Origin of the sequence: Nonomuraea sp. NPDC046570 (genome assembly GCF_040645915.1) — a bacterium.
Classification (GTDB): Bacteria; Actinomycetota; Actinomycetes; order Streptosporangiales; family Streptosporangiaceae; genus Nonomuraea.
Genome location: NZ_JBEYZF010000014.1, coordinates 82,704 through 103,762 on the forward strand (window position 1 = coordinate 82,704; position 21,059 = coordinate 103,762).

A 21,059-nucleotide genomic window follows, 5' to 3' on the forward strand; every position below is an offset into this window, starting at 1 on the left:
GCCCTTGCCTGGAAAGTCTTTACATACACGATCTATACGAGGGAATGTATGTCGTAATCCGGCTCGAAGGGGAGAGGATATGGACGTACACGACCGACTCGCCCGCCATTTGCTCGTGGACGGATACCGGCTGGTGCTCGACCTCGGCCGCAGCCAGGGCTCCTGGCTCGTCGACGCCCGCACCGGCCGTCGCTATCTGGACTTCTACACGTTCTTCGCGTCGGCGCCCCTGGGGGTGAACCCGCCCTTCGACGCCGGGTTCGCCCGGCTGCTCGGCGCCGTGGCGGCCAACAAGCCCGCCAACCCCGACCTGTACACCGAGCACCTGGCCGATTTCGCCGACACCTTCAGCCGGGTGCTCGGCGACCCCGCCCTGCCTCACCTGTTCTTCGTGGAGGGTGGCGCGCTGGCCGTCGAGAACGCGCTCAAGACCGCGTTCGACTGGAAGAGCCGCCGCAACGAGGCCGCCGGCCGGTCCCGCGACCTGGGCACCCGCGTGCTGCACCTGACGAAAGCCTTCCACGGCCGCAGCGGATACACCCTCTCGCTGACCAACACCGATTCGTTGAAGACCGACCGCTTCCCCAAGTTCGACTGGCCGCGCGTCGACGTGCCCGCCATCCACTTCGGCGACGTCGAGGCGGCCGAGGAGCGGGCGCTGGCCCAGGCCCGCGCGGCGTTCGAGCGGCACCCGCACGACATCGCCTGCTTCATCGCCGAGCCCATCCAGGGCGAGGGCGGCGACAACCACATGCGGCCCGAGTTCCTGCAGGCCATGCAGCGGCTGTGCGACGAGCACGACGCGCTGTTCGTCCTGGACGAGGTGCAGACCGGCGGCGGCACCACCGGGACCCCCTGGGCCTACCAGCAGCTCGGCCTCGAACCCGACATCGTGGCCTTCGCCAAGAAGGTTCAGGTGGGCGGCATCATGGCCGGGCGCCGGGTGGACCTCGTGCCGGGCAACGTCTTCGAGGTGAGCGGCCGGATCAACTCCACCTGGGGCGGCGGCCTGGTCGACATGGTCCGCTCCCGCGGCCTGCTGGAGATCATCGAGCGGGACGGGCTGATCGGCAGGGCCGGGACGCTGGGGCAGCAGATCCTGGAGCGGCTGAACAAGATCCAGGCGGAGCGGCCCGACCTGGTGTCCAACGTACGCGGGCGGGGGCTCATGTGCGCCTTCGACCTTCCCGACGCCGAGACCCGCGACCGGACCATCCTCCGGCTGCGGGAGGGCGAGCAGGTCCTGGTCCTGCCGTGCGGTGATCGTTCCATCCGGTTGCGTCCCGCGCTGAACATCGCCGAGGAGGACCTGGACAAGGGGCTCTCGGCGATCGGGAGAGCGGTCTAGGCGGTCCGCCGGGTCACGGCGATCGGTTGAGCCACAGGCCGATCGCGGTGACCCGGGAGTCGGCGCCCAGCTTGGCGTAGATGCGGTTGACGTGGTTCTTCACGGTCTTCTCGCTGAGGAACAGGCGCTGCGCGATCTCGCCGTTGGACTGACCTGTCGCGATCAGGTCCATGACCTCGGCCTCGCGTTTGCTCAGCGACGCGGCCGCACTGTCGAATGCGGCGTCGTCGACTCTCATCCGGCCTCCGGGACAGCGAAGACGGTCAGATCGCCGAGGGCCCCCGTACTTCCGGCGTTGGCGGTAGACAGCGAGCATAACTCTCATCCCCCTCATTTGGGGACAGAGTTAGGAGAAAGCGAAACGACCGGCCCCAAAGGACCGGTCGTTCACCGCTGGGGTGAGTGACGGGACTTGAACCCGCGACATCTAGGACCACAACCTAGCGCTCTGCCAACTGAGCTACACCCACCAAGCGCACCGCCGCAGCAGCACATGAAAAGTGTAGCGGTGTTCGGGACCCATTACGCCACTCAGTTCTTGGAGACGCCTTCCGCGAGCGTCCTGGCGGTCGCCGAGTCGGGGCCCGGCTGGGCGACGAACACGGTGGCGCGATAGTAACGCAGCTCGCGGATGCTCTCGGTGATGTCGGCGAGCGCGCGGTGGCCGCCCTGCTTCTCCGGTGCGGCGAAGTAGACGCGGGGATACCAGCGGCGGGCCAGCTCCTTGATCGACGAGACGTCGATCATGCGGTAGTGCAGGTAGGCGTCCACGCTCGGCATGTCCCTGGCCAGGAACGTGCGGTCGGTGCCGATGGAGTTGCCGCACAGCGGCGCCCGCTTCGGCTCGGGGATGTGGCCCCGGATGTAGTCCAGCACGATCGACTCGGCCTCGGCCAGCGTCACACCGCCCGCGAGCTCGGGCAGCAGCCCCGAGGCGGTGTGCATCTCACGGACCACCTGCGACATCTGCTCCAGCGACTCCGGCGGTGGCTTGATGACCACGTCCACGCCTTCGTCGAGCTGATTGAGCTCGCTGTCGGTGACCACGCAGGCCACCTCGACGAGCGCGTCACGCCCCAGGTCGAGCCCGGTCATCTCGCAGTCGATCCAGACCAGCACGTCACTCATTCGATCTCCTCGCCCAGCGGCTCGGAGCGACCCGCCGGCTTGCTTGTAAGGCCAGCCTAGTGCCCTGGTCAGGACTCCTTGAGAGACTTGAGCACGTCTTCGACCGCGGAGGCGCTCAGATTGTCCGGCACCGAGATGTACACCAACGCGGGAGTCTCGTTCTGCCCCCTGTCCATCACGACCACCGCGCCGTGCTCCTTCTTCCACTTGTAGCCGTTCTTCTCCGACTCGGCGGTGAAGTCGAGCTCGTACTCCAGGAGCCACGCGTCGCGGCTGCCGATCTTGATGGCCTTGTCCTGGATGATCTTCCGCTTGTGCGGGATCGCGTAGAAGCGGGCGAAGTCGATGAAGACCGTGGCCGCGGTGGTGCGCTGCCCGGCGACGCCCGTGTAGGGGTACATCGGGGAGAGCAGACCGGTGTAGACGTTGCCGACCCAGTCGTCCTCGCCCTTGTAGTTCTCGTGGGAGGGGGCCTGGACGGCGCTCGACCACTTCTGGCCCTCGCTGCCGCCCTGGTTGAGCTCAGGCCCGGGCACCGTCCACGCCCCGCTCGGCACCTTGTACGACAGCCCGGTCGTCGGGTCGGTGATCAGGCCGTCGACGGGCTGCGGGAGCGCGCCCTGCTGCGGCGGGTCGGACGGCTCGGGCGTCTCGCTCGGCTCGGGGGTCGGCTCCTCGGTCTCCGGAACCGCCTCGGTGGGGATCGGCGGCGTGGGCAGCGCCGAGGTGTCCCCGCCCCTGTTGAGGAGGAACACCGCCGCGCCCGCGATCAGGGCGAGCACGACCAGCGCGGCGACCCCGCCGAGCACCCACGGCAGCGCCCCGCTCTTCTTCGCCGGCGGCGGGCCGAAGTTCGGCATCGGCATCTGCGCGGTCTGCCCGCCCCACGGCGGCGGGCCGCCCTGCTGGTGCGGCTGTGGCTGCTGCTGAGGCTGCCAGCCCGGGGCCTGCGGGCCGCCGGCCTGCGGGCCGCTCGTCTGCGGCGGCGGGCCTCCTTGCGGCTGCTCCAGCGGGTGCGTGGCGTCGGTCCACTGGTTGCCGTCCCACCAACGGAGCTGAGGCGAGCCGTAAGGGTCCGGGTACCAGCCGGCGGGGGTCTGCGTGGTCATGGCCGCCAGAGTAGTAAGAACCGGATTGTTGTGCATTATCAGCACTTGTAGCGAAAGCTCGCCTTGCCCTCGACGCGCGCTCCGGCGGCCACCGGTGACAGCACGCGCAGGGTCGCGGTGCCCTTGAACGTACTCTTGCCCTTGACGGTCCACTTCAGGACGACGGTCCGCTTGGTGGTGCCCGACTGCACGGTCGCGCTCTGCCTGGTCACCTCCTTGGTGTCGCTCTGCACCCACTCGTAGTCGATGGTCCCCGGCGAGCCGTTCGTGGTGAGCTTCCCGGAGATGGTCACCGTCTTGTCGCAGCCGACGGTCTTCTTCGGCGCGCTGACCTGCACGGACTGCACGACCAGCGGCGGCGTGGAGCCGAGCCGGAACCAGGCGATCAGCGCGCCCGCGAGCACCAGGGCGAAGATCGCGGTGGACACGACGGTCCTGCGCTTCCTGGCCCTGGCCACCCGCTGCGCCCGCCCCGCGCGCGGCGACGCGGGAGCCTGCTCCCGGCCCTCACGCCAGATCCGCTCCGCCGTGGACTCGGCGGCGACGGCATGCGGCGGCGTCGTCGGCGGTACGGCCCGCGGCGGCTCGGTGGCCACCCCGGTGCCGAAACGCGGCCCGACCTCGGGCACGTGCAGCAGCGTGACGATGTCCCCCTCGTCCTGGGCCGCCATCCCCTGCGTCGCCACGTCGAGCGCCGACCACCTGCGGGCGATCTCCGCCAGCACCTCCCGGCTGACCAGCCCGCCCGGCAGCGCCTCCCGCCCGCCCAGCACGGTGTCCCGCGCCGCGGCCAGCCCGTGCGTGGTGGCGGTGACGGCGGCCCGCTCCAACAGTTCGGCCGCCCTCGGCGTGCGCTTCGCCCAGTTCGCCGCCATCCCCCTGGCCAGCGCGGCCCACGCCATGACGTCCTGCGACGGCGAAGGCGTCTGCCCGCGGATCGCGTCGGCCAGCCCGCGCTCGCACAGCAGCGCGGCCCCGTCGTCGGCGATCACGATCGTGCCCGGGTGCACCGCCCCGTGCGCGAGCCCGGCCGCGTGCACGGCCAGCAGCGTCTGCGCGGTCTCCACCAGGACGGCCGCCGCGCTGGAGGCGTCCACCATCGGCGACGTCATCAGCTCCGACAGCACCGGCGTGACCTGGTGTGGGGTCAGCAGCCACAGTTCCTCACCCGTGGTCACCAGGTCGGCGATCGGCACCAGGCCCGTGAGCCCCCCCTGGGCCAGCCGCCGGTCGGTCAGGACGGTGGCCACCAGCCGGTCGCGCACTCCCGGCCGCGTGGACACCCTCGGGTCGAATCGCAGGGCCCCCGCCCTGCGGCCGTCCTTGCCGATGGCGTCGATCCAGGTGCCGAGCTCGGTGACCCTGGCGCGTTCGGTGAGCCGGAATCCGGAGATCGCGACCCTGTTCGATCGGTCGTCCATCACCCTCGCCCCCCGGTTGTGTCCCGCGATCTACCGCTTCCTCCGGTGCCGTCCGGCCACGCGGCGCTTCACCGCAAGTGTGACCGGAACCGCGCCGGACGTCACCAGGCCGACGACCAGCAGTGCGGCCGGCGCGTGCGCCAGCTCGATCCGCGGTGTCTCGGCCGGGTCCGGCGATGTGGTCATGCTGATCGTCGGGTTGTCGGTGCCCGGCTCCTCGGTGGTGGGCTCCCCGGTCGGCTCCGTCCTGGTCGGCTGGGGCCGGGTGGTGGTCGGGGCCGCGGTCGGCGCGCTGGTCGTGGGAGGCGGCGCGCTGGTGGTCATGGTGCTGCGCGGCTCGTTGTCCTTGCCGCCGTCGCGCAGCGTCACGTCAGGCGAGGGAGTCGGGGCCGGCTTCGTCTTGACCGGTTTCGGCGTGGGCGTCCTGCGCGGCCGCTTGGTGGGCTTGACGGTCGGCGTCGGGGTGGGCGGTTGCGCGGTCTGCGTGGGCGGCTGGACCGTCGGCGGTGGAGTCGTCTCCACCGTCGCGGTCGGCTCCGGGGTCTCGACCGGTTCCTCGGTCGGCTCCTCGGTGACCTCCGGCGGATCGGGCACCGACAGCGATGCCGGAGCCGTCGGCGACACCGTCGCCCGGCCGGCCAGCAGGGTGGGATCGTCGTCGCCGGAGTTCATCAGCACGACCGTGACGCCGGTGATCACCAGGATGGTGGTCAGCCCGATCGCGACCTTGACGCCCAGCTTGGTCAGCAGGGTGGACGGCTCGGGCAACTGCGTCCTGGCGAGCGTGCTGTTCGCCTCGGGGGCGAGCTCGTCGGGACGCGGGAAGAGCATGAGCAGCAGACCGGACAGCCGGGCCAGCCGCCGCCGCCCGCGCTCCTCCCAGTCCGGCCCGTACGCCCCGGCGGCCACCGACTCCAGCTCGTCGAGGAACGCCTCGGCCGACGGCGGACGATCGGCGGGCTGCTTGGACATGCCCCGCTCCAGCAGGCCCTGCAGCGGCTCGGGAACCTCCTCGATGGGCGGCGGGGCGGTCTGGTGCTGGTGGGCCAGCGCCGCCAGGTTGGGCGCGCGGAACGGGCGGGTGCCGGTGAGGCACTCGAAGAAGACCACGGTGGCGGCGTAGACGTCGGTGGACGGCGCGGCCGCCGCCCCCGACCACTGCTCGGGCGCCATGTAGTGCGGGGTGCCGGCCGCGTTGCCGCTCTCCCCGTTCCTGACCGCGATGCCGAAGTCGACCAGCTTGCTGGTGCCGTCCCCCTGCACCATGACGTTCTCGGGCTTGAAGTCGCGGTGCACGACCCCGATGGCGTGCGCGGCGGCGAGGCCCTTCAGCGCGCCCTTGAGCACGACCAGCGCCGCCTCCGGCCCGGTGGGCCCCTCCGAGCTGAGCAGGGCGCGCAGCGAGACGCCGTCGACCAGCTCCATCACGATCGCCGCGCCCTGCCCGTCCTCGACGTAGTCGATCAGGCGGGCGTTGTAGGGGCTGCGTATGGTGCCGAGCAGCCGGGCCTCGTGCCGGAACCGGGCCACGAACCCGACGTCCGCGCGGAGTGCGTCGGACAGGTACTTGATGGCCACGTCGGCGCCGTCGTGGTTGCGGCGAGCCAGCACGACGCGGCCCGCGGCACCGGCCCCGAGCTCCCTGACCTCGGTGTAACCAGGGACCCCCCACTGCCCATCCGGTGTCCCGTGCATAACGGTCTCCTCAATGTCGTCTGGGCCCCCACCCACATCAGACGGACCGTAGCCTAACTATCGTTCAATGATCGTGGTAATAAATACCGGAAATCATCTGATTTGTCCTGTCTCTTCTGCCGGTTCGGTCGGCTGGCAGTCGGATGTCCTGCCGCCCGCCGTGGCCGTGCCGTTCGCCGCCGCCGGGTCGCTGGCCGCCGTCACGCCCCACTCGGTTCCGCAGGGCGCCTCGGGCAGGGGGACGCTGACCGTGCGCGTGTAGGCGGTCTGTCCGGCGAGCGTTACCTCCTGCGTCCGGACGGTCTCGCCGGAGAGCCGGACGGCGACGCTGAGCCGTACCTCCGCGTCGTTGGCCGTGACCACCCGGACCACGGCCACCACCGCGCCCCTGGCGGTGAGCGCGGCGCGCGAGATCGTCACCTGGCGTACGGCGGGCGGGCAGGTCACGCCCGCCCGCGCGACCGCCTCCTCGCCGCCCGCGCGCACGGTGACCGACACGGTCGAGCCACACGGCCGCCGCGCGAACGCGTGGCGGAAGGTGCGCGTGTAGGAGGTCTCGCCCGACAGCTCCGCGCTCCTGGAACCCACGCCCCGGCCGTCGACCGCGAAGGCCGCCGTCAGCGCGACCGGCCCGGGACCCCCGGTCCCGACACTGATCCGCGCCTGTACGGCCCGCCCCGGCGGCTCGGCCACCGACAGCGACACCTTGAGCCCGGTCACCCCGGCCGGGCACGGCGGCACGCTCGCCGTCGCGCTCGCCGCACCCCCGGCGGCCGGCGGCGTGGTGGTGACGGTCAGCGTCACCCGCTTGCCGCACGCGCTCTCGCCGAGCCTGTGGCTGAAGGCGTGGGCGTAGGAGGTGTCCCCTCGCAGCGTGACCCGCTCGGTGTGGACGACGGCCCCGCCCACGCCGAACGAGGCGACGGCGGTGACGGGCCCGGTGCCGGTCGTCGTGACGGTGACGCGCCCCTCGGCCAGCGAGTCGGCGTTCACGGTGAGCCCGCCCACCTGCACCCCCGACACCCCGGTCACGGGCGGCGGGGTCGTCGGCGGCTGGGTCGTGGGCGGCGGCGTCGTGGGGGGCTGGGTGGTGGGCGGCGCGGTGCTGGGGGGCTGAGTGGTGGGCGGCGCGGTGGTCGGAGGAGGAGTGGTGGGCGGTCTGGTGCTGGGCGGCGCGGTGGTGGGGGGTGAGGTCGTGGGCGGGGGAGAGGTTTCGGGTGGGAGTGTGGCGTCCGGCGGTAAGCCCGCCGAGGTGCTCGCGGTGGGCGTCGGCTCCTCGCTGGGCAGCAGCCCGCCCGCTGCCGTGGTGGCCGGTGGCGTGGCCGCCACGATGTCCAGCCTGGTGCGCGGCGGCTGCTGGCTGGAGGCCAGCACGTACCCCGCCACACCCGCCGCCACCACGGCCGTGCCCGCCCCGACCAGCAGCCGCCTGGCGTTGCCCCGCATCGCGTCCAGCACAGTACGGAACAGCGTGGTCGCGCCGACCGGCGGCGGGCTCTGCGGCGTCGGCAGCAGGAAGGCCAGCAGCGCCACCAGCGCGGCCAGCCGCCGCCTGCCCCGCTCCTCCCACTCCTCGCCGTACGCCCCGGCCGCCACCCGCTCCAGCTCGGCCACGAACGCCCCCGCGCTCGCCGGCCGCTCCGCCGGATCCTTGGCCAGCCCGCGCACCAGCAGCCCGCGCACCGGCTCGGGCGCGTCCTGGACGGGGATCGGCGCGTGCAGATGCTGGTAGCCCAGCACGCTCGGCTCGGTGGAACGGTAGGGCCGGTGCCCGGTCAGGCACTCGAAGAACACCGCCGTGGCCGCGTACACATCGGTCGCGGGCGAGGCGGGCCCACCGGACCACTGCTCGGGCGCCATGTACGGCGGAGTCCCCGACGCCTCGTGCGCGACCCCCTGCCGTACGGCGATGCCGAAGTCGACGAGCTTGCTCACCCCGTCGTCGCGGACGATCACGTTCTCCGGCTTGTAGTCCCGGTGCACCAGCCCGGCCCCGTGCGCCCGCTCCAGCCCCAGTAACGACCCCTTGAGCACGACCAGCGCCGCCTCGGGCCCCGTGCTGCCGTGCTCCCGCAGCAGCGCGCGCAGCGAGACGCCGTTGACCAGCTCCATGACGATCGCCGCGCCCTCGGGCGCCTGGAGGTACTCCCAGATCCTGGCGATGTGCTCGTCGCGCAGCCCGGCCAGCAGCCTGGCCTCGTCCCGGAACCGGGCGAGCAGCTCGGGATCGCGGTCGGTCAGGTACTTGACCGCGACCCTGACCCCGGTCCCGTCGTGGACGGCCAGCACCACCCGCCCGCTTCCACCCGCACCGAGCTGCCGCACCTCGGTGTAACCGGGGGCGCTCCATTCCATGGCGCTCTCCCATCAGATGGCCCACCTGATGAGACGTGCGAACTAGTGGCCCGGTTTGCCAGGTGGTGCCTGATTCATGGAACTACCTCCTGGCGCGGATGTGAACAGGAACCTCGATGCCGTTCTGGAGCGCCGGATCGGTCTCGGGCTCGCCCCAGGTGGTGACGATGGGCAGCACCCCGGCCCAGACGGGCAGCGCGTAGTCCTCCTCCTCGTCGTTCGGCGGGCCCGTGCGGAGCTTCACCGACGCCTCCGCCAGCGACAGCGCGAGGACGGCGGTCGCCGCCAGCTCCTTCCTGGACGGCCTCCTGGTGTAGTCCCACTGGCCGGGCGCCAGGTGCTCGGTCAGCGCGCGCAGCCCTTCGAGGCGCTCGTCCTCGTCGGTGACCGTCCTGGCCGTGCCGTAGACGATCGCCGAGCGGTAGTTGAAGGAGTGGTTGAAGACCGAGCGGGCCAGCACCAGGCCGTCCACGTGGGTGACGGTCACGCACACCTCGTGCTCGCCACCCGCCCTGAGCGAGCGGGCGCCGGTCGAGCCGTGCAGGTAGAGCGTGTCCCCGATCCGCCCGTAGGCGGTGGGGACGACCATCGGGTGCCCGTCGGTCACCACGCCCAGGTGGCAGATGAGCCCCGAGTCGAGCACGTCGTACAGGTCGGCGCGGTCGGTGCTGGCGCGATGCTTCTCGCGGCCGAGGGTGGTGCGGGGTGTGGTGGAGAGCATGGTGCGAATCTATTGAGATAGTGGACGTGTCCTGTATGGCCACTAATGACGCCTTTCTGGAGACCACTTAGGTGCGCACGCTCGTCGACCTGCCCGTGACCCTGGCCAGGGGCTCGGCCATCCCGCTCTCCGTCCAGCTCGGCGACTGGCTGCGCGCGGCCATGCGCGCGGGGGCGCTGGCGGCGGGCGAGCGGCTGCCGTCCTCGCGCGGCCTGGCCGCGCAGCTCGGCGTCAGCCGTACCGTCGTGACCGAGGCCTACCAGCAGCTCTACGCCGAGGGCTGGCTGGAGGGGCGGCACGGCTCGGGCACCTTCGTGGCCCCGCTGTCCGGCGAGGCGTCACCGCGCGCCGTCCCGCCCCCACCCGCGCCCCCCGCCCCGGTACGGCTCCCCGCTCCCTCCATCGACCTGATCCCCGGCGAACCCTGGGTACGCGACTACGACCACGCGGCCTGGAAACGCGCCTGGCGCAAGGCCGCCGACCTGCCCCCCCGCGCCGACCCCGACCCCTACGGCCTGCCCCGCCTGCGCTCCCTGCTCGCCGAGCACCTGAGAAGGGGCCGGGCGGTCCCGGTCGGCCCCGAGAACATCCTGATCACCAGAAGCACGGCCAACGGCCTCGACCTGGTCGCGCTGGCCCTGCTCGGCCCCGGGGCACGGGCCGGCGTGGAGGACCCGGGCTACCGGGTGGCCCGCAACGTACTCGCGGCCAGGGGCGCGCACCTCGTGCCGTGCCCGGTCGACGAGGACGGCGTCGTCGTCGACGACCTGCCGGACGACCTCAGCCTGCTCTACACCACGCCCGCCCACCAGTACCCGCTCGGCGGGCGGCTGCCCATCCCGCGCCGGGAGCGGCTGCTGGCCTGGGCGCGGCGCACGGGGGCGATCGTCGTGGAGGACGACTACGACGCCGAGTTCCGCTACGACGTCGCCCCGCTGCCCGCCCTCTACGGCCTGGACCCCTCGCGGGTAGTCCTGCTCGGCACGCTGTCGAAGTCGCTCGCCCCGGACATCGGGGTCGGCTGGCTGGTCGGCGACCCCGGCCTGCTGGCCAGGATCGCCAGGATCAGGGACGACCTGGGCGACCGTACCAGCGGGCCCGTGCAGCAGGCCGTGTCCACCCTGATCGAGCGCGGCGACCTGGACCGGCACCTGCGCCGGATGCGCCTGGAGTACGCCAGGCGGCGGGCGGCCGTGGTGGAGGCGCTGGGCGGCGTGTGCCGGCTGCGCGGCGACACCGCGGGCCTGCACGTCATGGCCGAACTGCCCGCCGAGGCGGTCCCCCGCATCCTCGCCGAGGCCGACCGCCGCGGCGTCAGCCTCGACTCCATCGCACGCCACCACCACGGCGCCGAACGCGTGCACGGCCTGGTCATCGGGTACGGCTCCGCCTCACTCCCCGACGTCCGCAAGGGCTGCCGGATCGTCGCCGAACTGATCACCGAAGCGACCTGACGTCAGGCCGGGGTCAGCCGCTCCAGCGCCGGCAGCGCCCTGGCGGCGTAGAGCGGGTCGACGGGCAGCACGTGCCGGGCCCACCAGCGGGCGGCCTCCGGCTCGGGCGACGGCTCGGTGAAACCGGGGGCGTACTCGTCGTAGGGCGGGTCGTAGAGGTAGCCGGTCGCCACCCCGTTCCGCTCCAGCTCGGCGATCGCCTGATCGCGCTCCCGCACCAGCAGCGGCACCCGGAACAGCGGCTGCTCCACCTGCTCGCGCACGGCCGGGGCGGCACAGGGCAGCTCGGCGAGCCGGCGCACGCCCGCCACCCGCCGCGCCCGCTCGCGCGGCACCTTGGCCACCCGCCTGGACTGGTACCAGCGGGCCAGCGGGCCGCGCCTGGTGCGGTAGTCGTGCAGGTCGGCCTGGACCCACGGGTCGAAGGGCGGCAGCTCGGGGGCCTGCTTCAGGGCCAGGTCGAGGTCGGGGCCGCGCAGGGCGATCCGGTAGCCCTCGCGCTCCTCCTGCATGCCGAGCGCCCGCATCAGCCGGAGCGCGGGCCGTACCAGGTCGAGTCTGAGCGCCGCCTGGCGGGCCATCGAGCTGGCCACCGCGATCAGCTCGTTCCGCAGCACGCCGGGTTCGAGCAGCAGGTCGCGGGCGCGTTCGAGGGCGTGCAGGTCGGCGGGGTCGTCGACGGCGAGCACCCCGCCGGACCCGGCTCCCGGGTGCTTGGACAGGCTGAACACCCCGGCCTGGCCGAAGGTGCCGAGCGGCCGGCCGCCGAGCGAGGTCTCCATGGCGTGCGCCACGTCCTCGATCACGATCTTGCCGGTGAAGGCGGTCACGTCGTCGGGCAGGCCGTACAGGTTGGTGGTGAGGACCGCGTCGACCGCGCCGAGGTCGGCGCGGGCCGCGTCGATGTTGCCGTCGCGGCGCGACAGCGGCGCGATGACCGGCCGCAGGCCCGCCGCGAGCACCAGGAACAGGATCTCGTCGGCGGAGATCGGCGACATCAGCAGCCGCTGGCCCGGCGTGCACCAGTGGCGCAGCGCGAGGTAGAGGCCGAGCCGGTTGGAGGGCAGTAAGAGGCAGTGGCGGCCGGTGCGCTCGGCGATCGCCCGCACGGCGTTCACTGCTGGATCGCCGTGCGCAGCCTGCCGTACGCCTTGAGGGCGCGGTCGGCGGTCTTCAGCAGCAGCGGGCTGTTCATGACGGTGCCGCGGGCCTTACGCACCGGCACCCGGACCATCCAGTGCACGCTCGCGCCCGCGCTCATCCTGGCCACCCGCCCCTCGGCCACCGCGTACTGGCCGGTCTTCAGCTTGTCCTTGTACTCCTTCTGGCCGCGCCCCATGTCGATCACCTTGATCCCGGCCTCGGCGGCCCGCTCGGCCATCGCCAGGTGCTGGATCAGGCCGGGGGAGGACTTGGCGAAGGAGGTGTCGTAGGCGGGGAACCAGCCGACCAGCGTGTCCCGGGTGCGCAGCCCGAAGTGCCCGGCCATCGGCCTGCCGTCCACGTAGACCATGTCGAGCACGCCGGCGAAGGAGTCCGTCTGCGTCGCCAGCAGCCGCTCGACCAGCTCGACGATCCACGCCTGGGAGAACCTGTCGGTACGGCCGGTGCGGCGGTACTGGTCGGTCTTCCAGGCCAGCAGCGTGTGCAGCGGCGCCGGGTCGGTCGTGGCGTAGTCGTGGACGATCGGGCCGACGTCCCGCTGCAGCTTGCGCGACTTGGCCATCGTCGACTTGTACGTCTTGCCGGAGTTGACCTTGAGGGTCTCGGTGTAGGCGGCCCAGCCGTCGCTCAGGTCGATGATCGGCGACTCGTGCAGGGTGTGCCGCTCACTCAGCATCGGCTGCCCGGCCACGAGATGGTCGAACTCGAACACCGACAGCCCGCAGTCCCTGATCAGCCGCCGCGCGTCGAACTCCAGGTCCTTGCAGTGGACCAGGCCCTGCGCGTCGGTGAGGCCGGCGGCCACCGGTTTGCCGATCCCCAAGGAATGACGCTCGAATGGGAAGAAGCCGACAAGGTCGGCGCCGTCCTCGACGACGGCCACGCGGACGTGGTCGCGCAGTTCGCCGACCGTGAGCGTGAACTCCGGGGACAGGAAGGGGTTGTCGAAGGCTGGATCCGCTTCCTGCAGAGCCCTCCATCGGGTCACTTCCGAGTCCCCCAGCTCGCGGGGGTGAACAAGTGTGATGCGCATGGGCTCCTACTGGGGTGTGCGGTTCCCCGACTGCCGAAACGGCATGGTCCTGGTCAGGATAGGTGCTAGACCAGGATGCGACGTGGACGGCGGTGTACTGCCACAGTAAAGGATCTCATGGGCGGTTGGATCGGCGAGGTGGCAAAGTTACCGAACTGCCTACTGTCCTCGTTGACCGAGCGACGTTCTACTGTGTGTGCATGACGGTTCCCGGTATTGATCGGCCCCGGCTCGTCGAGTGGATGGCCACCCACCTGCCCGAAGCGGGGGCGCCCGAGGAGATCACGCTGATCTCCGGCGGCAGGTCCAACCTGACCTACCTCGTCCAGACCGCCGGGCGCCGCGTCGTACTGCGCCGTCCGCCCCTCGGCCACGTCCTGCCCACCGCGCACGACATGCGCCGCGAGTGGCGGGTCATCTCGGCGCTGGCCCCCACCCCCGTGCCGGTGCCCGAGCCGCTGGCCTTCTGCGCCGACGAGGACGTGATCGGCGCGCCCTTCTACCTGATGGGGCACGTCGACGGCGAGGCCGTGCGCGGCCAGGACGGCCTGGCGGGGCTCGAACCCGGGCAGGTCACCCGGCTGTCGCGGCGCCTGGCCGAGATCCTGGCCGAGATCCACGCCGTCGACTACCGCGCGGCCGGACTGGCCGACTTCGGCCGCCCCGAGGGCTACCTGGCCAGGCAGCTCGAACGCTGGTGCCAGCAGTGGGCCCGCTCCGCCGACGGCGAGCTGCCGGAGTACGACAGGCTCGTCACCAGGCTGCGCGACCGCCTGCCCGCCACCAGCGCCGCCACTCTGGTGCACGGCGACTACAGACTCGACAACACACTGGTACGGCTCACGCCCCAGCCCGAGATCCGCGCCGTCGTCGACTGGGAGATGTCCACCCTCGGCGACCCCCTCGCCGACCTCGGCCTCACGCTGACCTACTGGCACGACCCCGGCGACGCCGAGCGCGCCTCGATCCCGGTGTCCGGCGACGCCACGCTGACTCCCGGCTTCCTCGACGCCGCCGAGTTCGCCGCCCACTACGCCAAGGTCTCCGGCAGGGACATCTCCGACCTCGACTTCTACGTCGCCTTCGGCAACTTCAAGCTCGCGGTGATCGTGGAGGGTATCCACGCCAGGTTCCGGCAGGGTAAGACGGTGGGGGAGGGATTCGACACCATCGGCTCCGCCGTGCCGACGCTGATCGCCCGCGCCCACCGGACGCTCGACAGGGAGAACTGATGTCCACCGTCGCACTCATCACCGGAGCGGCCAGCGGGATCGGGGCGGCGGTCGCCAGGCGGCTGGCCTCGGGCGGCGCCCGGTGCGTGCTCGTCGACCTCGACCAGCCGGGGGTGGAACGGCTGGCCAAGGAGGTCGGCGGCGCCTGGCTCACCGCCGACGTCAGCCTCCCCGAGTCCTCCGAACAGGCCGTCGCACTGGCCGAGGAGAAGTACGGCAGGCTCGACCTGGTCCACCTCAACGCCGGGATCTCCAGCGGCGTCGACCTGGCCCACTTCGACCTGGCGCAGTACCGCAAGGCCGTCGGCGTCAACATGGACGGCGTCGTCTTCGGCGTCAACGCCGCCGTGCCGCTGCTGCGCCGCTCCGGTGGCGGGGCCATCGTGGTGACCGCGTCCCTGGCCGGGCTGGTCGCCTACGACGGCGATCCCGTCTACACCATGACCAAGCACGCCGTGGTCGGGCTCGTGCGCGGCCTGGCCGTACCGCTGGCCAGGGAGAAGATCAGGATCGGCGCGGTCTGCCCGGGGTTCACCGACACGCCGCTGACCGCCGGGATGCGCGACGCCTTCGCGGGCGCGGGGTTCCCCATGCTCACCGCCGAGGATGTGGCCGCGGCTGTCGAGTCGGCCTTCTACGCCGAGGAGCCCGGCACGCTCCTGGTCGTGCAGCCGGGCAGGCAGCCGGTTCCATACCGTTATGCGGGCGTTCCTGGGCCTGCTGGTGGGCAAAAGCCGCCGAGTCTCGGCTGATCCCCAAGGAAGAAGCAAGTCATCTGCAAGCTGGCCCTATACGGTGGGAGGAAGCCGGGCAATCGGGGGTGACTGCCCGGCCGCCGACTGTGTGGAACGCTTCAGTGGAGGAAACCGGTGATACCGACCGACGGTCGACATGCGCGCAGACGTCCATCGTGGCCTGTCGCCCTCGGGGCGGGGATCGTCGCGGTGGCTCTCGTCGTCGGCATCATGGTCTACGCCGGGAGCCGGAACACCGGTGACAAGGGGGAGACCGCGGCCGTTCCGACCGTGCCGCAGCCCGCTCCGACGCTGGAGCAGCCGCCCGCCACCGAGGCGTGGCCGCGCTGGGGCGTCACCCACACCCAGTTCAGCGCCGACAACCAGCAGCGCGAGGTCACCGACGGCGCCGCGCACGTGCTCAGCCGGGTGCCGCTGCTGCAGAACCAGCACATCATGGGCTGGGGCGCGGGCAACCCCGAGCCGAGCCCCGGCAAGTACGACTGGCGCGACCTCGACCGCCGGGTCAAGTTCATGTCCAAGTCGCAGGCGATCCCGGTGATCACACTGTGCTGCGCGCCCGACTGGATGAAGGGCGGCACGGCGGGCCGTACCGACTGGAGCAAGAACCCCACCGTCGCGCCCAAGCGGGAGCACTTCGACGACTACGCCAAACTGGCCGCCACCGTCGCCAAGCGCTACAAGACGGTCAAGCACTTCATGGTGTGGAACGAGTTCAAGGGCTTCTGGAACCCCGGCACCAACCGCTGGGACGCCGAGGCTTACACCGAGCTGTACAACAAGGTCTACGACGCGCTGAAGAAGGTCGACGAGGACATCCAGGTCGGCGGCCCGTACGTGCCGATCGAGAGCAGCAGCAGGCAGACCGGCTCGGAGCTGTCCGGCAGTTGGGGGACGGTGGACCAGCGGGCGCTGGACGCGATCGAGTACTGGATCGACAACAAGAAGGGCGGCGACTTCATCGTCGTCGACGGCGCCTCGATGACCACCGACAAGGGCAACGTGCCCGACGACTTCGGCGCGTCCGCCAAGTTCGGCGCGATCACCACCTGGCTGCGGCAGAAGAGCAACGACATGCCGGTCTGGTGGGCCGAGTGGTACGTCGAGCCGGAGAACTCCGGCTGGACCGAGGAGCGGCGCACCGCCGTGCAGGCGGCGGCGCTGATGGAGTTCGCCAAGAGCGGCGTCACGACCGCGCTGTACTGGAACCCGCAGCGGCGTGAGCTGGAGTGCCCCGGCTGCCTCTGGACGACGCGTGAGGGCCAGGAGCTGCCGATGGCGGGCCTGCTCAGCGGCTTCACCCGGTGGTTCCCCGGCGGGACCGGGCTGGAGGAGGTGACCGTGAGCGACCCGAAGGTGAAGGTGCTCGCGCAGCCCAGGCAGATGGTGATGGTCAACACCACCGACGGCGACCTGTCGGTGACCGTCGACGGCAAGCAGTTCACGCTGTCGCCCCATGAGATCAAGTGGAGTCAGCGGGGGAGCGCCTGACCGGTATGCGCCAGTAGGTCAGGGCGCGCAGCAGCCACTCCACCGGGCCGTATCGATGGCCGTGCAGCCACCAGCGGCTGTAGAGCACCTGGACGGCGAACACGGCGAGCGCGATCAGCACCTCGGCCGGTGGGCTGACCCGGTCGATCAGGCGGAAGCCGTACCCGGTGAAGATCAGTGAGCAGATCAGCGACTGGGCCAGGTAGTTCGACAGCGCCATCCGGCCGGGGAAGGCGAGCGCGCGGCCCAGTCGCGGCAGGTGCGGGAGCAGGCGCAGCAGGGTCGCGGCGTAGGCGGCGGCCAGCAGCGGCGCGGTGAGCAGGTCCACGGCCTGGCCGAGCATCTTGTGCGCGGTGCCGGAGGGGGACCAGGCGGACTGGGCGTAGATCAGGGCGCCCGCCGTGCCTGCGGTGAAGCCGATCCATTGCACCCGGCGCAACGCCCTCGCGTGGCCGGACAGGTCGCGCAGGAGCCCCAGCTTGCCGACGGCCAGGCCGAGCAGGCAGGCGGCCAGGACCGCGGGCCCCTGGAAGAGGACCCGCAGCACCACGATCACCGACAGCTTGCGCACGTGCTCGCCGACCATCGAGAACACCGAGCCCCTGAGCGCCTCGTCGGTGCCGCGGGCCTCGGCGACCCCGCCGGACACCGTGCCCGCCGTGTCCACGCCCAGCTTGGCCAGCACCGCCAGCAGCAGGAACCCGCAGGCCAGCAGTACGGTCAGGGCGATCGCCAGGAGCACCGCGGTGCGCGGCCTGATCCGGCGCAGGGCCAGCAGCGCCAGCCCGACCACGGCGTAGGTGGTGAGGATGTCGCCGGGGAAGAACAGCACGGCGTGCGCCACGCCCAGCACGAACAGCCCCGACAGCCGGCGCAGGAACATCGGCACGAAGGCCGTGCCCCTGCGCACGGAGGAGTCGAGCTGCAGGGTGAGGCTGTACCCGAACAGGAAGGAGAACAGCAGGTAGAACTTGTTCTCCAGGAACAGCGTGACGAACCAGCGCACCCCCCAGTCGAGCGAGGAGTGGAAGGCCGGCTCGGGCATCCCCGCCATCCGGTAGCCGGAGGCGAGGAAGGCGATGTTCACCGTCAGGATGCCGAGCAGGGCGAAGCCGCGTAACGCGTCGACGGCCGCGATCCGGTCGTTCTCGGTCTTGCGCAGAGTCCCCTGTTGCCACATCGGGAACATCCTCTCGCAAATCCTGAGAGTTTCCTGTGAGTTGCGCTAACTCGTGGGGCTCACGGTCCCTGGCTCAGCCCGATCGCGATGAAACGTTCGGCGATGACCAGGATCGACACCACGAACGCCGGGATCGCCACCATCAGGATGTGCCGCCTGGCCCTGGGCGCCCGGTCCCGGCCCTGCAGGCGGATCACCTCGTAGGCGAACAGCGCCAGCCAGGTCACCCCGAGCGCGGCCACCCCCAGCGGCGTCCACGGCGAGGTGGGATCGCCCACTCCGGCGTACGGCTGCGGCTCGGGCGTCTCGGTGCCCTTGACGAACTTCTTCCAGGTGTAGAGCGCCGCGTCCTCGTTGGAGTAGACCCGCTTGATGTCCTTCGAGGCGTCCAGGGCCGCCCGGAAGCGCTGCCCCCAGTCGTCCGGGTAGCCCTCGTTGAGCTGCAGGTAGCTGACCTGCGCGGTGCTCACCGCGAGGTAGGTGTTGCGCGGGCTGGACTTCAGCTTCCCGACCACGTTGGCGATTATCGTGGGGTCCTTGTGCACGAGACCCTGGAGGCTGAAGTTGACCAGCTCCAGGTCCCGCTCGCCCCAGGGCAGTGTGGGCGTGACCTCGGGGCCGATCTTGGGCACCAGGTAGATCACCCGGGCGCTGGGCTTGTCGTGGTCGTAGACGTACCGCATCGCGGCGACCTCGCCGGAGGTGACGCGCTCGAACTTCTCGTTGCCGTAGCGGGCCACCAGGAACGCCATCGCGAACACGATGGAGAAGATCGCCGCCAGGGCGATCGACACCCTCCTGGTGAGCTGCGGGTTGAACCGGACGTTGCGCTTGCGCATCGGCACGGTCTCGTCGCGGGCGTCGGCGCTGTCGGCGGGCAGGTTCGGGAAGAACGCGTAGGCGGCCAGCAGGCAGGCGCCCGGCAGCGCGAACATGTAGATCCGCAGGCCGATCTCGCCGCCGTAGCTCTGCAGGCCGAGCGCCAGCACCGGCACGGTCAGCAGGATCAGCGCCGCCCGGTCGAACACGCCGCGCCTGACCCGCCGGAACAGTCCGGCCGCGGCGAAGACGAGGATCGCGGCCAGGATGCCGAGCCGCGCCTGCAGCACCATCGCGTGCTCGGGGTCGCTGCCCGCGATCCGGTCGCCGGTGTTGCGCTGCAGGTTCTCCAGGATCCGGCCGAGGCCGCCGAACAGGGTGTCCAGGTTGTTCGCCCAGAACCCGACCGTCTGGTAGCTGATCCACGCCAGCACCATCAGGCCGAAGAAGAACGGCAGCCCCCAGGTCAGCGAGGTCCGCCTGAACAGCAGGAAGGCGGTCAGCACGCCCAGCATCATGAACGGCGTGATCTGGTGCGAGGCCGTCGCGGCGACGAACAGCGCGACCATCAGCAGCAGCATCAGCAGCTTGTCGGCCCGGAAGGTGCCGGTGATCGCCAGTTCGCCCGGCAGCATCGCGTCGAGTTTGCCCAGCAGCTTGCGCAGGCCCTTGGCCGCCACCGGCTTGGTGCGCGGCTCGACCCGCCCGAACCAGCGCAGCAGGATCGCCACGAAGGCCAGGTAGATCGCGAACGTGAAGCCCTGCGGCGAGAAGTAGTCCTGCCCGATCCACTGAACCAGCACGAACAGCAGCGCCGCGAACCAGCGCGCCCTCGTCGTGGCCACCACCTGGCGCAGGATCATCACGAACGGCAGCAGGTAGAGGAGGTTGGACAGCAGCGGCGTCCACATGAGGATGGGCGTGAGATCGGTGATCCCCGCCGCCTTCGTGACGAACGCGAACAGCGCGAAGAAGCCCGGCCAGGCCATGCGGGCGTCGATGCTCGCGGCCGTCTCACCGGTCCTGGCGATGAAGTCGACGAACCCCGCGTGCACGTACGCCGTCGGGAACCGCGGCTCGTCGGCCACGATCGCGCCCGCGCCGTGCAGCGCGAACGTGATGGCGGCGATCTGGAACAGCAGCAGGAACTTGCGGTCCGTGCTCTGCGTCACGGTGACGAAGAACGCGATGATCATGAGGGCGATGGCGGCGAACGCGCTCAGCGGCATCGCCGAGATCAGCCCGAGGCCGTCGATGTCGGCCGGGTTCACCCCGCGCAGCGGCCCGGGGGACACCCGGAGCGCGAGCACGTACATGACCAGGCCCTCAAGGACCAGCACCACGGGCAGCCAGCTCGGCGCATTCGCCAGCAGCGCGGAGACCTTCGCACCCAGCCCCCGCGCCTTGGCCTGCGGCGTCGGCTGGGGCTTGGGCTGCGGGGCGGGCTGCGGCGCGATCTGCTCCGGTGCGATCTGCTCCGGCGTCCCGACACCGGGCGCACCCGCGACCCACCGCCCAGGCGCGGCCTTCCCCTGATGGTTCGCGACCGGTACGGCCGGAGCCTCCTCAGACGGCTTTACCGGGCCGTGCGGGTCACTCTCGGATACCGGAGGAGTCATTGGGGCTACGGGGGCCTGTGCGACCTTCTGAGGCGCGTCGGGGGCCATCAGCGGCGTGCCGGGGCGAGCCTTGGCGGAAGGCAGGCGAAGCTCAACGGTCGTCTCGCTGTCGCCGCTGTCGTCTCCGGCATCGACGGTTCCGGCGGCCTCGGCGGCGGGGATCTTGGATGCGGGGGGCCGCGCGGCGGCGGCCTTCAGCACGTCGACCCTGATGGAGACGGTCCGCGACGGATCGTCGTCCTCGTCGGGCTCCTCCGCCCCGGCGTCCTCGGCCGGCCCGGCGTCTGCGGCCCGCTCGGCGTCTGCGGAGGAGGCTTCGGTCCCCTTGGGGCGGGCCTTCCCGTCGAGTGCCCGGGGCGCGGTGTCCTCGTCGGACTCCTCGCCGGGTTTGTCCGCCGCCGGCTCGTCGGGCTTGATGACGATACGCGGAATCTCGCCCGTGGCCTCGGGATCGAAGTCCGGATCGACGGGCACGTCCGTCCCCTCCCGCATGCCGGATGCGCCGGTCGTCCCCGTTGTCATGTCATCGCCTGCC

Annotated in this window: 15 protein-coding genes, 1 tRNA gene and 1 pseudogene; 5 read left to right on the forward strand and 12 right to left on the reverse strand. The window is 71.4% G+C overall.

The genetic code is table 11. The features are described 5' to 3' along the window. Nucleotides 1-79 precede the first annotated feature (79 nt). The gene (lat, locus tag ABZ911_RS22860; RefSeq protein ID WP_358059114.1) at nucleotides 80-1,348 is read left to right on the forward strand and encodes an L-lysine 6-transaminase; all 1,269 of its coding nucleotides are present in this window, start codon (nucleotides 80-82) and stop codon (nucleotides 1,346-1,348) included. 13 nt (nucleotides 1,349-1,361) lie between these two features. Here lat and ABZ911_RS22865 read toward each other — a convergent pair. The 8 genes and pseudogenes from ABZ911_RS22865 to ABZ911_RS22900 all read right to left on the reverse strand — a co-directional run. Then, nucleotides 1,362-1,556: pseudogene (locus ABZ911_RS22865) on the reverse strand (helix-turn-helix transcriptional regulator); the annotation flags it as partial. Between the two features lie 186 nt (nucleotides 1,557-1,742). Further along, a tRNA-His gene (locus ABZ911_RS22870) sits at nucleotides 1,743-1,818 on the reverse strand. 61 nt (nucleotides 1,819-1,879) lie between these two features. Continuing rightward, complete coding sequence (gene orn, locus ABZ911_RS22875) at nucleotides 1,880-2,476, reverse strand: oligoribonuclease (RefSeq protein WP_358059117.1); 597 nt, start codon at nucleotides 2,474-2,476, stop codon at nucleotides 1,880-1,882. A 68-nt stretch (nucleotides 2,477-2,544) separates the two neighbouring features. Then, a complete protein-coding gene (locus ABZ911_RS22880; RefSeq protein ID WP_358059120.1) occupies nucleotides 2,545-3,585 on the reverse strand; it encodes a DUF2510 domain-containing protein in 1,041 nt (346 codons plus the stop codon). Between the two features lie 38 nt (nucleotides 3,586-3,623). Beyond that, nucleotides 3,624-5,006, reverse strand: a complete 1,383-nt coding sequence (locus tag ABZ911_RS22885) for a hypothetical protein (protein WP_358059123.1) — start codon at nucleotides 5,004-5,006, stop codon at nucleotides 3,624-3,626. Between the two features lie 30 nt (nucleotides 5,007-5,036). After that, nucleotides 5,037-6,701 (reverse strand): protein kinase, encoded by a 1,665-nt coding sequence (locus ABZ911_RS22890; RefSeq protein WP_358059126.1) that lies wholly within the window; start codon nucleotides 6,699-6,701, stop codon nucleotides 5,037-5,039. A 93-nt stretch (nucleotides 6,702-6,794) separates the two neighbouring features. Continuing rightward, nucleotides 6,795-9,056, reverse strand: coding sequence for a serine/threonine-protein kinase (locus ABZ911_RS22895; protein WP_358059129.1), 2,262 nt, complete (start codon nucleotides 9,054-9,056; stop codon nucleotides 6,795-6,797). A gap of 82 nt (nucleotides 9,057-9,138) precedes the next feature. Next, nucleotides 9,139-9,777 carry a pyridoxamine 5'-phosphate oxidase family protein gene (locus tag ABZ911_RS22900; RefSeq protein ID WP_358059132.1) on the reverse strand — a complete coding sequence of 213 codons (639 nt, stop codon included), beginning with the start codon at nucleotides 9,775-9,777 and terminating at the stop codon, nucleotides 9,139-9,141. 71 nt (nucleotides 9,778-9,848) lie between these two features. Here ABZ911_RS22900 and ABZ911_RS22905 point away from each other — a divergent pair, with 71 nt between their 5' ends. Beyond that, a complete protein-coding gene (locus tag ABZ911_RS22905; RefSeq protein WP_358059135.1) occupies nucleotides 9,849-11,231 on the forward strand; it encodes a PLP-dependent aminotransferase family protein in 1,383 nt (460 codons plus the stop codon). 2 nt (nucleotides 11,232-11,233) lie between these two features. Here ABZ911_RS22905 and ABZ911_RS22910 read toward each other — a convergent pair whose 3' ends face one another. Both ABZ911_RS22910 and ABZ911_RS22915 read right to left on the reverse strand, forming a co-directional pair. Further along, a complete protein-coding gene (locus ABZ911_RS22910; RefSeq protein ID WP_358059138.1) occupies nucleotides 11,234-12,349 on the reverse strand; it encodes a DegT/DnrJ/EryC1/StrS family aminotransferase in 1,116 nt (371 codons plus the stop codon). After that, complete coding sequence (locus ABZ911_RS22915; RefSeq protein WP_358059141.1) at nucleotides 12,346-13,383, reverse strand: GNAT family N-acetyltransferase; 1,038 nt, start codon at nucleotides 13,381-13,383, stop codon at nucleotides 12,346-12,348. The genes ABZ911_RS22910 and ABZ911_RS22915 overlap by 4 nt, the downstream gene beginning before the upstream one ends. 245 nt (nucleotides 13,384-13,628) lie before the next feature. On the opposite strand from ABZ911_RS22915, the gene ABZ911_RS22920 reads away from it, so the two are divergent. The 3 genes from ABZ911_RS22920 to ABZ911_RS22930 all read left to right on the forward strand — a co-directional run bounded on the left by ABZ911_RS22920 (nucleotide 13,629) and on the right by ABZ911_RS22930 (nucleotide 16,906). After that, nucleotides 13,629-14,660 (forward strand): phosphotransferase family protein, encoded by a 1,032-nt coding sequence (locus tag ABZ911_RS22920; protein ID WP_358059144.1) that lies wholly within the window; start codon nucleotides 13,629-13,631, stop codon nucleotides 14,658-14,660. Further along, nucleotides 14,660-15,412 (forward strand): SDR family oxidoreductase, encoded by a 753-nt coding sequence (locus ABZ911_RS22925; protein ID WP_358059147.1) that lies wholly within the window; start codon nucleotides 14,660-14,662, stop codon nucleotides 15,410-15,412. Before ABZ911_RS22920 ends, ABZ911_RS22925 begins: the two co-directional genes overlap by 1 nt. 192 nt (nucleotides 15,413-15,604) lie before the next feature. After that, nucleotides 15,605-16,906 (forward strand): xylan 1,4-beta-xylosidase, encoded by a 1,302-nt coding sequence (locus ABZ911_RS22930; RefSeq protein ID WP_358059150.1) that lies wholly within the window; start codon nucleotides 15,605-15,607, stop codon nucleotides 16,904-16,906. On the opposite strand, the gene ABZ911_RS22935 is transcribed toward ABZ911_RS22930, so the two are convergent. Further along, nucleotides 16,878-18,086 (reverse strand): DUF418 domain-containing protein, encoded by a 1,209-nt coding sequence (locus ABZ911_RS22935; protein ID WP_358059153.1) that lies wholly within the window; start codon nucleotides 18,084-18,086, stop codon nucleotides 16,878-16,880. The two genes, ABZ911_RS22930 and ABZ911_RS22935, sit on opposite strands and share 29 nt — an antisense overlap. A gap of 59 nt (nucleotides 18,087-18,145) precedes the next feature. Then, a complete protein-coding gene (locus ABZ911_RS22940; protein WP_358059155.1) occupies nucleotides 18,146-21,046 on the reverse strand; it encodes a hypothetical protein in 2,901 nt (966 codons plus the stop codon). Nucleotides 21,047-21,059 lie beyond the last annotated feature (13 nt).

Excerpts from the sequence above, each read along its gene's own strand:
- ABZ911_RS22935 (WP_358059153.1), bottom strand. The coding sequence starts at position 18,086 with ATGTGGCAACAGGGGACTCTGCGCAAGACCGAGAACGACCGGATCGCG.
- ABZ911_RS22940 (WP_358059155.1), bottom strand. The coding sequence starts at position 21,046 with ATGACAACGGGGACGACCGGCGCATCCGGCATGCGGGAGGGGACGGAC.
- ABZ911_RS22920 (WP_358059144.1), top strand. The coding sequence starts at position 13,629 with ATGACGGTTCCCGGTATTGATCGGCCCCGGCTCGTCGAGTGGATGGCC.
- ABZ911_RS22895 (WP_358059129.1), bottom strand. The coding sequence starts at position 9,056 with ATGGAATGGAGCGCCCCCGGTTACACCGAGGTGCGGCAGCTCGGTGCG.
- ABZ911_RS22925 (WP_358059147.1), top strand. The coding sequence starts at position 14,660 with ATGTCCACCGTCGCACTCATCACCGGAGCGGCCAGCGGGATCGGGGCG.
- ABZ911_RS22890 (WP_358059126.1), bottom strand. The coding sequence starts at position 6,701 with ATGCACGGGACACCGGATGGGCAGTGGGGGGTCCCTGGTTACACCGAG.
- orn (WP_358059117.1), bottom strand. The coding sequence starts at position 2,476 with ATGAGTGACGTGCTGGTCTGGATCGACTGCGAGATGACCGGGCTCGAC.
- ABZ911_RS22900 (WP_358059132.1), bottom strand. The coding sequence starts at position 9,777 with ATGCTCTCCACCACACCCCGCACCACCCTCGGCCGCGAGAAGCATCGC.
- ABZ911_RS22885 (WP_358059123.1), bottom strand. The coding sequence starts at position 5,006 with ATGGACGACCGATCGAACAGGGTCGCGATCTCCGGATTCCGGCTCACC.
- lat (WP_358059114.1), top strand. The coding sequence starts at position 80 with ATGGACGTACACGACCGACTCGCCCGCCATTTGCTCGTGGACGGATAC.
- ABZ911_RS22880 (WP_358059120.1), bottom strand. The coding sequence starts at position 3,585 with ATGACCACGCAGACCCCCGCCGGCTGGTACCCGGACCCTTACGGCTCG.